This window comes from Neptunicoccus sediminis (assembly GCF_001719615.1).
Taxonomy (GTDB): domain Bacteria; phylum Pseudomonadota; class Alphaproteobacteria; order Rhodobacterales; family Rhodobacteraceae; genus Amylibacter; species Amylibacter sediminis.
Genome location: NZ_MDVX01000053.1, coordinates 1 through 11,841, shown reverse-complemented (window position 1 = coordinate 11,841; position 11,841 = coordinate 1). Strand labels below are relative to the sequence as shown.

General features: G+C 58.3%; 10 protein-coding genes and 1 rRNA gene. 10 read left to right on the top strand and 1 reads right to left on the bottom strand.

The features are described 5' to 3' along the window. The 8 genes from rrf to BFV97_RS17925 form a co-directional block, all read left to right on the top strand. A 5S ribosomal RNA gene (gene rrf, locus BFV97_RS19270) occupies positions 1-79 on the top strand; the annotation flags it as partial. Between the two features lie 380 nt (positions 80-459). After that, positions 460-1,476, top strand: coding sequence for an ABC transporter substrate-binding protein (locus BFV97_RS17955; RefSeq protein ID WP_069301736.1), 1,017 nt, complete (start codon positions 460-462; stop codon positions 1,474-1,476). 71 nt (positions 1,477-1,547) lie between these two features. After that, the gene (locus tag BFV97_RS17950; RefSeq protein WP_069301735.1) at positions 1,548-2,375 is read left to right on the top strand and encodes an ABC transporter permease; all 828 of its coding nucleotides are present in this window, start codon (positions 1,548-1,550) and stop codon (positions 2,373-2,375) included. Positions 2,376-2,380: 5 nt separating this feature from the next. Further along, a complete protein-coding gene (locus BFV97_RS17945) occupies positions 2,381-3,169 on the top strand; it encodes an ABC transporter permease (RefSeq protein WP_108721715.1) in 789 nt (262 codons plus the stop codon). Then, the gene (locus BFV97_RS17940) at positions 3,166-4,230 is read left to right on the top strand and encodes an ABC transporter ATP-binding protein (RefSeq protein WP_069301733.1); all 1,065 of its coding nucleotides are present in this window, start codon (positions 3,166-3,168) and stop codon (positions 4,228-4,230) included. The genes BFV97_RS17945 and BFV97_RS17940 overlap by 4 nt, the downstream gene beginning before the upstream one ends. Then, a complete protein-coding gene (locus BFV97_RS17935) occupies positions 4,230-5,549 on the top strand; it encodes an amidohydrolase family protein (protein ID WP_069301732.1) in 1,320 nt (439 codons plus the stop codon). Before BFV97_RS17940 ends, BFV97_RS17935 begins: the two co-directional genes overlap by 1 nt. Positions 5,550-5,582: 33 nt before the next feature. Continuing rightward, positions 5,583-6,953 (top strand): M20/M25/M40 family metallo-hydrolase, encoded by a 1,371-nt coding sequence (locus tag BFV97_RS17930; protein WP_069301731.1) that lies wholly within the window; start codon positions 5,583-5,585, stop codon positions 6,951-6,953. Further along, the gene (locus tag BFV97_RS17925) at positions 6,950-7,831 is read left to right on the top strand and encodes a nucleoside hydrolase (protein WP_069301730.1); all 882 of its coding nucleotides are present in this window, start codon (positions 6,950-6,952) and stop codon (positions 7,829-7,831) included. Before BFV97_RS17930 ends, BFV97_RS17925 begins: the two co-directional genes overlap by 4 nt. A gap of 108 nt (positions 7,832-7,939) precedes the next feature. On the opposite strand, the gene BFV97_RS17920 is transcribed toward BFV97_RS17925, so the two are convergent. Continuing rightward, complete coding sequence (locus BFV97_RS17920; protein ID WP_069301729.1) at positions 7,940-9,109, bottom strand: amidohydrolase; 1,170 nt, start codon at positions 9,107-9,109, stop codon at positions 7,940-7,942. Between the two features lie 68 nt (positions 9,110-9,177). On the opposite strand from BFV97_RS17920, the gene BFV97_RS17915 reads away from it, so the two are divergent. Both BFV97_RS17915 and BFV97_RS17910 read left to right on the top strand, forming a co-directional pair. Then, positions 9,178-9,825: a phosphoribosyltransferase gene (locus tag BFV97_RS17915; RefSeq protein ID WP_069301728.1), complete on the top strand. Its 648-nt coding sequence runs from the start codon at positions 9,178-9,180 to the stop codon at positions 9,823-9,825. A gap of 63 nt (positions 9,826-9,888) precedes the next feature. After that, positions 9,889-11,733: an adenine deaminase gene (locus tag BFV97_RS17910; RefSeq protein ID WP_069301727.1), complete on the top strand. Its 1,845-nt coding sequence runs from the start codon at positions 9,889-9,891 to the stop codon at positions 11,731-11,733. The last annotated feature ends 108 nt before the right edge of the window (positions 11,734-11,841 follow it).

The following is an 11,841-nucleotide window of genomic DNA, read 5'->3' as shown; positions in this document are numbered from 1 at the left end:
ATCCCGAACTCGGCCGTTAAGCACTGTCGCGCTGATGGTACTGCGTCTTAAGACGTGGGAGAGTAAGTCACTGCCAAACCTAGTAAGTATTAACAAAAAGCTCCCTAAACGATTACAAAAACAACACAAACAGGCCGCCCATAACAGGGCGGCCGTTTGCGTTCGTGACACTCACTTTCTTAATTTTCAGGCCGATATACATCGCTGAATCCGTTCTGATTCTGTGTGACTCCCAAACATTTTGCTGCGGTCCGGTCCGTCGTTTGATTGAAAACACGAGCGGGTTAAACCTGATGTTGCCCTAGGGTTAACCTTTGCAAACTGGGGTTGAACAAGCTTTGGGCGAAACGTGTTTTATGCGATTTCCCGGGCAAAGCTGCGGGGCCTCGTCTTGCCTTAGGGGAAATAGAATATATGCTGGCGCGCATCTGCTTTTACTGCAAATTAAAAGGAAATTTGATGAAGCTTGCTCTCCTGACTGCGACCTGTATCGCAGCACTCGCAACGACTGCTGCCCGCGCTGAAACATTCACCATCTCCTGGTGGGGATATAACGGTGAAAAGCTGAAAGCGAATATTGTTGAGCCGTTTGAGGAAATCTGCGGATGTGAGGTTGTGTTCGAGACGGGAAACAACTCCGACCGTCTTGGCAAACTGCAAGCCCGTGGCGGCAAAGGGGTAGACGTGATCTATCTGACCGACAGCTACTCTCAGTTGGGGGTTGAGGCCGGTACATTCATGAAACTGGACCGCTCCCGTATTCCGAACATCGAAAATCTTTACGAATTGGCACAGGATCCGCAGGGCGGCTACGGGCCGGCCTATAGTGTCGGGCGCGCGGGCATCGTCTATGATTCCGCGGTGGTTGAGCCGATTACCTCTTGGGACGGTCTGTGGCGCGAAGATCTCAAAGGCAAAGTGACCCTGCCGGGCATCACAACAACGGCTGGTCCGATGGTTGTGGTTCAAGCCGGTAAGAAAGCGGGTGTGGATGCGTTTGAAGACGCGGATGCTGCGTTTGAGGCGATTGAGGCGCTGAAACCGAATTCGGTGAAGAATTACAACACCGGCTCGGAAATGGTGAACCTGATTTCCACAGGCGAGGCTTCTGTGGCGATTGCACAGGATTTCACGCTGGCCTCTTTGCAAAAAGCGGTGCCAACGATGACTTGGGCCACGCTGGACGACGGCGATATTGCGACCCTGAACACGGTTAACATTCCGGTTGGCGCCGAGAAAGTTGATCTGGCCTATGAGTTTATCAACTTTGTGCTGTCCAAAGAAGTACAACAGGTGAATGCAGAACAGGGCGTGGATGCGCCGGTGCACACAGGCGTTGAACTGACACCGGAGCAGGCCGCGATCTGGACTTATGGCCCCGAGGCCATCGCCAAGCTGAACCAGATGGATTACGCCAAGATGAACGCAGCCAAGATCGACTGGATCGACCGTTGGAATGAAGTCTTCGGCCTGTAATACTCCACCAGTATCGTTTATGAGGCGGAGCATCGGAATATGCTCCGCCTTTTCTTTTCAAAGGAAGTCCAATGTCTAACCGCCTGCGCGCATGGCTGCTTGCGACACCGGCCATTTTACTGGTCTTTATTTTCCTCGGGCTGCCGGTTCTGGCCACGTTTGCGACTACGTTCGGGGATCCGAAGGGTCCGTTCTCGACCTATGCCGCGTTCTTTAACTCTCGCTTTCGTATGACCGTTCTGTGGCGCACGATGGAGGTGGCTTTGATCACCACGATCATTTCTGTCGCGATCGGTTTTTGCACCGCTTGGGTTGTGGCCCGTATGCCCGGACGGATCAAAAGTTTGCTGATTATCGCGGCTGTCTTCCCCCTGCTGACAGGTGTGGTTGTGCGGTCTTTCGCGTGGCTGGTCATTCTGGGCAAGAACGGCATTCTGAACAATTTCCTGCTGGGCATCGGCGCCATCGCGGAGCCTTTGTCCATGCTTTACACCCAAGGTTCTGTGATTGTGGCGATGGTTTACCTGTTCGTGCCGCTGATGATCCTGACCCTTGTCGGGGTGCTGGAGGGCATTCCGCAGGATATGACCGATGCAGCCGCGTCTTTGGGGGCGACCCCTGCGGCTACCTTCCGGCAGGTTGTCCTGCCAATGGCAGTTCCCGGACTGATCGTCGGGGCGGTTCTGGTTTTTACCGGATCGTTCACTTCTTACGCCACGCCGCAACTGTTGGGCGGAGAGCGTCAGATGATGATGGGCACATTCCTTTATCAAAGGGCAATGGTCACATTTGACTGGGTTGGTGCCTCTACCATTGCGGCGGTGATGGTGGTGGTGACGCTGACTACGGTGCTGGTGATGTCCAAAGCCGCACGCAAACTTAATCCGATGGCAGGGTAAACATTATGAAAACACGTATTCACCCTGTTCTGATCGTTCTGACAGTTTTGACGTTTCTGTTCCTGCTGGGGCCGCTGGTTGTGATTATCGGCTCGGCGTTGTCTGATACGACCTATCTGACATTCCCACCTCAGGGGCTGACGCTGCACTGGTTTGCCAATATCTTTGAGATTTCGGCCTTCACGCGCACGATGGGAACGTCCTTCATGCTTGCGGTAGGGGGGACGACCCTGTCCATGCTGATCGGTATTCCAGCGGCCTATGCGTTGGCGCGCTACCGGATTGAGCTTCCGGCTTTTCTGGGAAATGTTTTTGTGCTGCCGATTCTGATTCCGGAAATTGTGCTGGGCTTCTCGCTGATGAAATCACTGGCGAGCGGTTTCGGTCTGCCGATTTCACTGGCTCTGCTGGTGGGCCATGCGCTGATCGTTCTGCCCTATACGGTGCGGGTGGTTGGGGCGTCGCTGAACAGTTTCGACTTTTCCATTGAAGAGGCCGCCGTCTCCCTTGGATGCCCGCGCATCAAAGCGTTCTTCACCGTGGTGCTGCCCAATATCCGCGCAGGCATCATTGCCGGTTTCATTCTGGCCTTTATCACCTCCCTCAACGACGTTTCGATTTCGATCTTTCTGACCGGACCCGGCGTCTCCACTCTCCCGATCCAGTTGCTGGCCCATATGGAGCAGTTCTTCGATCCGACGATCGCGTCGGTATCGGTTCTGCTGATGGGTGTCACAGTTGCCGTTATGGCTGTGGTTGAACGGACCCTTGGACTTACTTTCCTGACAAAATGACCCAATCTCTGACACTTGAAAATATCAACGCCCATTATGGCACCACGCAGGTGCTGGAAAATCTGTCGCTGCATATCGCTGAAGGAGAGCTGGTTTCCCTGCTCGGGTCTTCGGGCTGTGGCAAGACAACCACCCTGCGTCTGGTTGCGGGCTTTCTGGAGCCGACCTCCGGTTCGATCAAACTCGGGGATCGCGATCTGACGCGGTTGCCCGCCCATGCCCGCGATATTGGTTTGGTGTTCCAGACCTACGCGCTGTTCCCCCACCTTACGGTGCGGGACAACGTGGGTTTCGGCCTGAAGCAGCGGAATATCTCCGGTGCGGAGCGCAAAAAGCGCGTTGATACGATGATTGAGCGGGTCGGCTTGGGCGAACTGGCGGACCGGCATCCGGCGAATCTGTCTGGCGGTCAGCGCCAGCGGGTTGCACTGGCCCGTGCGCTGGTGATTGATCCGCCACTGTTGATGTTTGATGAGCCGCTGTCCAATCTGGATGCCAAGCTGCGGGTGGATATGCGGGTGGAAATCCGGCGTCTGCAACAGGCCAATGGCACCACCGCGCTGTATGTGACGCACGATCAGGAAGAAGCGTTTTCGATCTCGGATCGGGTGGCGATCATGAAGGGTGGCAAGATCATGCAGCTCGACACGCCCGAAGTGCTCTATTCCCAGCCTGCGAATGCTTTCGTTGCGGATTTTGTTGGCTTTGACAATATCATCGAAATGGAAGCCGTGGCCGAAGCCGGAGACGCAATCCGCGCACAAATGGCGGGTGGCAGTACCATCGACCTGCCAAAAAGCCAGTTTGCGGTGCCGGGCAAAAAGTTCCTTTTTGCCACCCGTCCCGAAGGCTTGCTGGTCGCGCCGGAAGGCAGCGGCTCTGGCATTCCTGCACAGCTTGGCATGCGCACCTATATTGGCCGCGCCTATCAGTATCACTGCGATACGGCGGGCGGAACTGTGATGGCAAACGGCCCGCAGACCACCCCGTTTGAAAGTGGCAGTGCGGCGATGTTGATCCCCCAGCCGGAGCAATGTTGCCTGCTGCCGATTGAAGCCTGATGCCGGTTCTCGCGAATGCCCGCATTCTGACGATTGACGGGCAGATGACCGAAATAGAGCGCGGCTGGATCGCGTTTGAAGCGGATAAAATCACAGCACTTGGCGCAGGGAATGCGCCGGGTGATCGCGGTCCGGTTCTGGATATGGGCGGGGATCTGATCATGCCGGGAATGGTCAACCCCCACTGCCATATGCCCATGACCCTGTTTCGTGGTCTGGGAGAGGACGTAGACGACAGGTTATTCCGCTATATCCTGCCGCTGGAACGGGCTTTGGTCACAGAAGAAGTGGTGGCTGTGGGCGCACAGCTTGCCGCGCTGGAATTGATCCGCGGCGGTGTCACCACGGTAGCGGATATGTATTACTTTGAGGATCGCATCGGCGCGGTTCTGGATCAAAGCGGGCTGCGCGGTGTGGTTGGTCAGACCATCGCCAATTTCGACGCCCCGGATCACAAGACCTTTGACGAGGCTTTCGCCCGTCTCGACGCGCTGGCCGATCTTTACAAGGATCATCCACGTGTGACGGCTTCGGCTGCACCTCATGCTCCTTATTCCACCGGAATGGACGGAATGACGCGGGTGGCAGAATGGTCCGCCGCCCATCCCGACCTGCCGGTGCAAATGCACTTGGCCGAGACAGAACCGGAACTCGCGTGGGCGAAAGAGAATCACGGTTGCACCACGGTAGAAGCCGCCGACCGCGCCGGTTTGCTAACACCGGCACTGGTGGCAGCCCATGTGATGTACCCGAGCGAATCCGATATGGACCTGATGGCAGAGCGGGGCGTCCATGTGGCCTATAATGCGCGGTCGAACGGGAAAGCTGGACGCGGGATTGCCCCGATCACGGCCTTGCGGGACCGTGGCATCAAGGTCGGGATCGCGACGGACGGACCGATGTCGGGCAATACGCTCGATCTGTTTTCCCAGTTCGCCCCTGCCACAATGTTCCAGAAAATAGCCGGAAAATCCCGAGGCATTCTGCCCTGCACAGAGGTCATCCGCATGGCCACGATTGAGGGCGCTGCGACTTTGCGCATGGCGGATCGTGTCGGATCGCTGGAGGTCGGCAAACAGGCCGATCTGATCCGGATCTCGCTGGATGATCCGCGGCTGCACCCGATTTACGACATCTATTCCATGCTGGTTTTTGCCACCCTGCCCACAGATGTGACAGGAACAATGGTGGCGGGAAACTGGCTGATGCAGGGGCGGCACTGTCTTACGATAGAGGCGGACAAAGCGCTGTGCGATGCGTTGCAGGTGGCCAGACAGTTCAAGGCGCGGATCGTCGAAATCGACACCGCTGCGGATTAACAATTTAGTATCATTTAAAGACAGAGGCAGAAAATGACCGACACGCTCTCCCATATTGACGCAACCATGGATGACCGTCTGGCCCGTCTGTTTGATTTCATCCGCATTCCTTCTGTCTCTACCGATCCGGCTTTTGCGCCCGAAGTTGCCCGCGCTGCCGAATGGCTGGCGCAAACGTTACGGGAGATGGGCGCGGATGCGACCGTGCGCGAAACCATCGGCCATCCGATGGTTGTGGGTCATCTGGATGGTCCGGCCGATGCGCCCCATGTTTTGTTTTATGGTCATTATGATGTGCAACCCGCCGATCCGCTGGAGTTGTGGAATACCGACCCGTTTGAGCCGCAACTGGTTCCCGTGGAAGGCGACACCCATATCGTCGGGCGCGGCGCGTCCGATGATAAAGGCGCGTTGATGACCTTTGTCGAAGCTTGCCGTGCGCTGATCGAGACCAACGGCAGCCTGCCAATCCGCGTCAGCTTTTTGTTTGAAGGGGAAGAAGAAAGCGGTTCCCGTTCGCTCCCCGGATTTCTGGAGAGTGCGGCGGAAGAACTGGCCTGCGATGTGGTTTTGGTGTGTGATACGGATATGTGGGACCGCGAGACCCCTGCGGTTACGACCATGTTGCGCGGTTTGCTCGGGCAAGAGATCACAATTCAGGCCGGTGACCGCGATTTGCATTCCGGCATGTTTGGCAATGCGGCGGCCAATGCGCTGACGGTTATGTCCGATGTGCTGGCCTCTTTGCGCAGCGCAGATGGCGGGATCGCGATTGCAGGCTTTTATAACGGGGTGCAGGAACTGCCCGAAGAAACCGCCGCCGAATGGGGGGCCTTGCCGTTCGATGAGGCAGGTTTCCTTGAAAACGTCGGATTGAAGCATCCCGCAGGCGAGGCAGGTCGCCCCGTCTTGCATCAGGTCTGGGCGCGTCCGTCCTGTGAAATCCACGGCATCTGGGGTGGCTACACCGAACCGGGATTCAAAACGGTGATCCCTTGCGAAGCCCACGCAAAACTGTCCTTCCGGTTGGTGGCCGGACAAGACCCCGAAAAAATCCGCACGGCGTTTCAGGACCATGTGCGGGCTAAACTGCCCGCCGATTGCAGCGTGACATTTTCTGATCACGGGCTTTCCCCCGCTTGGGCAATGGACCGCGAAAACCCGTTCCTCGCGCCAACTCTGGCGGCTCTTGCAGATGAATGGGGGCGCTCTACCACCTGCGGTACGGGCGGGTCGATCCCGATTATCGGCGCATTGCGGGACAAACTGGGAGTGGATGCTTTGTTGGTCGGCTTTGGCCGCTTTGACAACCGCATCCACAGCCCGAATGAGAAATACGACCTGTCCAGCTTTCGCGGCGGAATGCGGTCTTGGGTGCGTATCATCGAAAGGCTGGGGGCATGAGCATTATCATCGACACGGACCCGGGCATTGATGACGCGATTGCGATTCTCTACGCGCTGAACCATCCCGAACAGGACATCACCGCGCTGACAACGGTTGCGGGGAACATCGGCCTATCCGTTACAACGCATAACGCGGGGCGGATTTGCGCGCTGGCACAGGTGGACACGCCGGTTCATGCAGGTGCCGCGGCACCGCTTGGCAAAGAAGCGAACCCCGAACTTGGCATTCACGGCAATGACGGTCTGGGCGGTGTAGTGTTTCCCGAGCCGCTTTATCCACCGGCGAGCGAGGACGGAGTGGGGGCAACGGCAGCGATCCTGATGGCCCATCCGCCCCAAAGCGTCGATCTTTTCTGCCTCGGGCCGCTCACCAATCTGGCGCTTTTGCTGGAACAGGCACCCGAAGCCGCGAACCGCATCCAGCGGGTGATCGCAATGGGTGGCGCAGTGGAAGAGCCGGGGAATGTCGGACCAAAAGCGGAATTTAACATCGCCCATGATCCCCACGCGGCGGCGGCGGTATTCGCTGCGGGTCTGCCGTTCACGCTGATTCCGTTGGATGCAACGCGGCAGGTGCGGGCGGATCAAACCTATATAAGGGCGCTGCGGGATACGGGCGCACCAGCAGCCATTGCCTCTGCGGAATTGATAGATGCCTATTTCGCCGCCACAAACGGGGCCGAAAGCCGTCCGCTACACGATCCCTGCGTGCCGTTGCTGGCGCAACATCCCGACCTGTTCAGGATGGAGGATCGCAAGCTGTCGGTCGATCTGGACACTGGCGCTTTGGTGGCGGGAGAGCACAGGATCAAAGTTGCGATGGGCGTGAACGCGCAAGGTGCCCGCGCTGCATTGCTCCACGGGCTGTCTTGTTAAAGCAGCGGTTGTGCGTCGAGGATTTCCATGAATACAGCGGCCACCTTAACCCGATCTTCATCAATGGAGTCTATTCCATCGGGAGAGCGGGGTAAGGTGGCGGCTGCCTTACACCAGTTCTTTGGCGATGACGGCGCACCAGTATGCGACACCGTGGGGGATGCAGGCATCGTTAAAATCATAGTTGGTGTTATGGTGCTGCCCGTTTTCGCGGGTTTCACCCATTCCCAACCAGACATAGGCACCGGGAATCCGGGTGCCGAATTCGGCAAAGTCGTCCCCTGCGGTGGACGGTGGAAACTGCGTGCGCATCCGCTCCGCCCCCAGCGCGGCAACGGCAGCTTGTTGTGCGATGGCAGTCGGGGCAGGGGCGTTGACCACTGGCGGTATGCGGCGGACAAACGTGTAATCCGCTTCGATCCCGAAACCGGCGGCAACACCTTTTGCATGGCGACCGATGGACTCTTCAAGCTGGTCACGCACCTCGGCGGAATAGGCCCGCGCCGTCCCGCCAATGCGAACCACTTCGGGGATCACGTTCAGCGCGGCAAAATCTCCGGCCTCCAGCGCGCAGGCCGAAACCACGGCAGGTTCCAACGGATCAACTTCCCGCGCGACAATGCTGTGAAGTTGCGACAGGAAAACACCTGCCGCCGTTACCGCATCGCGCCCCTGATGGGGTTTCGCCCCGTGGCTGCCGATACCGCGAAAGTCAACTTTCCAACTGTCCGAACTGGCCAGTTGCGGTCCCTCGACAGCAGCCACCACGCCCAGATCCAATCCCGGCATATTGTGCAGCCCATAGGTCGCATCCACCGGAAAACGGTCGAGAAACCCGTCCTCCATCATCGCCTTGCCACCGCCGCGCCCTTCTTCGGCGGGTTGGAATACGAAATGAACCGTGCCGGAAAAATCGCGATCAACCATCGCTTCGGCAGCGCCAAGCAACATAGTCGTATGCCCGTCATGGCCGCAGGCGTGCATTTTACCCGCAACTTTAGACCCATAGGGCAGGCCGGTTTCTTCCGGCATGGCCAGCGCATCCATATCAGCCCGCAGCGCAATGGCGCGGTTGCCACTGCCCTTGCGCAACGTCCCGACCACACCAGTACCGCCGATTCCGGTTTCCACCTCCAGACCTGCGGCTCGCAAACGCTCTGCCACAATTGCTGCAGTGCGGTGTTCTTCAAATCCCAGTTCGGGATGCGCGTGCAGATCGCGGCGCAAATCGGTCAGTTCGGCAAGGGTGGCTGCGTCCATCAAAGCGGTATCCGGCATGATAAAATGTCCTTTCAATTTGGACGCAAACCTACGCAAAACCGGCAGGTAAACAAGGAGAAAGCAGCATGAGAACCGATGTATGGCAAAGCCTGCACAGCGATTTGTCCGCAGGGGTGCAGGCCGACAAGGAAACCTACGCTGTGCCGTTCGGGGATTACACGATCCTGCTGCCCATCCGCGCCTTGGGCGATGGTGAACGGGGGGTGGCCTCCCTGATTCTCAATCAGGCGAGCTTTACGGTACTTGACGCATTGACCGACGGATTGGCCGCGCAGCTTGCACCTTACGCGCCGGATGTGATTTTATCCGTGCCAACATTGGGTCTGCCCCTCGGGGAGGCGGTGGCGCGGCGGCTCGGCCATTCGCGCATGGTGCCGCTCTCAACCTCGCGCAAGTTCTGGTATGATAATGCGCTGTCGGTGGATATGTCCTCCATCACTTCGCCTGGCAAAGGCAAGCGGCTATACCTTGATCCGCGCATGGTGCCTCTGCTGAAGGGGCGCGTTGCCGTGGTGGATGATGTGCTCTCCTCGGGCAGTTCCATTGCTTCAGTGCTTGCGCTTCTGAACCTGCTCGACATTACACCCACCGTTATCGGTGCCGCGATGTTGCAAGGGAAGGGCTGGGAGGACCATGTGGGGGATTGCCCGGTAGAGGGCGCATTTCGCACACCCATCCTGCGTAAAACCGCGGATGGATGGACCGCCGGTTAACCGCCCAAGCGCAGGAAGAATTTCGGGCCGCAACAAGGCCCGCCGTAATGACAGGAGGCTCCAATGGCCGGAAATATCGACTTTGATCAGGAAATAGAGCTGCGCAAAAAACTGGTGCAGGTGGCGTTGGGCCGTCAACCCGCCGATGTGCTGTTACAGGTGGGACGGTTGCTTGACACCGGAACCGCAAGCTGGATCGAAGAGGCTGACATCGCCATCGCAGATGGGCGCGTTGCCTTTGTCGGGCCGCGGGGCAGTTACACCGGAAAAGCTACGAAGACCGTAGATCGTAGCAAACTCGCAGCGGTGCCGGGGTTGGGAGAGGTGCATAAACACATCGAAAGCTCCCACATCACACCGGAATATGAGGCCGCGCTGGTTCTGCCACGCGGCAATACTTGGACCTGCGAGGCCAGCCACGAACTCTCTAACGTTTTGCCCAAACAGACGCTGGATTTCTGGCTTGCCGCACGGGGCGCAGGTTCTCCGCTAAAGATTTTCCCGCTACCCGGGTCGGCGGTGCCCCCCACAGGTTGGGAACACGGCGCCCATCTGGACGGGGCGGACCAGTCCGGCTTTATGCAAAGCCCGATGACTGCAGGTCTGGATGAAGTCATGGACTGGCCCGCCATCACCCAAGCGGAAAATCCCGGCCACGAACGTCTGTGGTCCATGATCGGTGCCACGATGAAAGCCCGCGGCGTGGTGGAAGGCCACGGCGCCGGCCTGCGCGATCTGCCGGACATCAATGCCTTTGCCGCCGCCGGTCTGGCCTCCGACCACGAAGCATGGACCGCCGAGGAAGCCTGGGACAAGCTGCGCAGCGGCCTGTTCATCGAGATACGCGTTCATACCATGGATGATATTATCAAAGGGTTAATTGAGCGCGGCTTAAAAGACTGGAGTCAGGTCGCCGTGACCACCGACGACCGCAGCGCCACAGATACTCTGCGCTTGGGGGCATCGGATTATAACGTGCGTTGCGCGATCAAGGCGGGCCTGCCGATGGAAACGGCCGTGCAACTGGCCACCATCAATCCCGCCCGCCATATGCGCCTGACCCCGTGGGTCGGCAGTGTCACCCCCGGGCGGTTTGCCGACATCGTGCTGTTGGAAGATGCCCAAAGCTTTACGATCAGCGAAGTCTGGGCCGACGGGCAGCAGGTCTCACAGGGCAGCGATTACCTGTTGGATCCGGTTCACATCGATTGGCCGGATTGGGCGCGCAATACCGTCAACATCGGACGGGGTCTGACAGCAGACGATTTTGCCATCACAGCCGAATCCGGTCGCAACACCATGCAGGCCCCCGTCCTGCGCCCCTTCCACTGGAGCGACGAAGTCCCGATCCGCACCCTTCCGGTCGAAAACGGTCTGGTGCAGCGGGATCACACGCAGAATATCACCAAGTTTTCCATCATTGACCGTTATTCCGGTAAAGGGGACGTGACCAAAATGTTCTGGCTTGGCTGCGGACCACGGGACGCGGATACAGCGCTGTGTTGTTCCATGGGCCATGACAAGCATAACGTCTGGTGTGTTGGCTCGTCTGATCGGGCAATGGCGCAGGCCGTGAATGCACTGGCCGATATGGGCGGCGGCTGGGTGCTGGTCCATAAGGGCGAAGTCACCGCACGGGTCCGCTATGAAATCGCCGGTCTGATGACCGCCCGCCCTGCGGAAGACAATGACGCGGAAATGCGCGCACTCTATAAAGCGGCAGACCAGGTGGACTGGATGTACGAGCCTTCCTTCCATCCCCGCTGGCAACCGGGCTTTCCGGAACGTCTGGCTATTGCGACTCTTACCTGCGCGCCGTGGCGTTGGAACCTGATTGCCAAAAGTGACCATGCACCGGAGGGGCTGATTCACGTCGTCACCGGCGAAACCCGTCCCGTCGTGTTCTGAGTCGCCCGTGATTCCCGGTTCTGGATGTTTCGAGTCGGGGTGACTCGGGTGATTCCGGGTGATTTGGGGTCGAATTGCGGGTGATTTGGGGGGTTGGTTGGAATTGGA

What these genes read in the sequence shown, in the direction of transcription:
- BFV97_RS17955 (WP_069301736.1), top strand. Translation starts at nt 460, where the DNA reads ATGAAGCTTGCTCTCCTGACTGCGACCTGTATCGCAGCACTCGCAACG.
- BFV97_RS17950 (WP_069301735.1), top strand. Translation starts at nt 1,548, where the DNA reads ATGTCTAACCGCCTGCGCGCATGGCTGCTTGCGACACCGGCCATTTTA.
- BFV97_RS17945 (WP_108721715.1), top strand. Translation starts at nt 2,381, where the DNA reads ATGAAAACACGTATTCACCCTGTTCTGATCGTTCTGACAGTTTTGACG.
- BFV97_RS17940 (WP_069301733.1), top strand. Translation starts at nt 3,166, where the DNA reads ATGACCCAATCTCTGACACTTGAAAATATCAACGCCCATTATGGCACC.
- BFV97_RS17935 (WP_069301732.1), top strand. Translation starts at nt 4,230, where the DNA reads ATGCCGGTTCTCGCGAATGCCCGCATTCTGACGATTGACGGGCAGATG.
- BFV97_RS17930 (WP_069301731.1), top strand. Translation starts at nt 5,583, where the DNA reads ATGACCGACACGCTCTCCCATATTGACGCAACCATGGATGACCGTCTG.
- BFV97_RS17925 (WP_069301730.1), top strand. Translation starts at nt 6,950, where the DNA reads ATGAGCATTATCATCGACACGGACCCGGGCATTGATGACGCGATTGCG.
- BFV97_RS17920 (WP_069301729.1), bottom strand. Translation starts at nt 9,109, where the DNA reads ATGCCGGATACCGCTTTGATGGACGCAGCCACCCTTGCCGAACTGACC.
- BFV97_RS17915 (WP_069301728.1), top strand. Translation starts at nt 9,178, where the DNA reads ATGAGAACCGATGTATGGCAAAGCCTGCACAGCGATTTGTCCGCAGGG.
- BFV97_RS17910 (WP_069301727.1), top strand. Translation starts at nt 9,889, where the DNA reads ATGGCCGGAAATATCGACTTTGATCAGGAAATAGAGCTGCGCAAAAAA.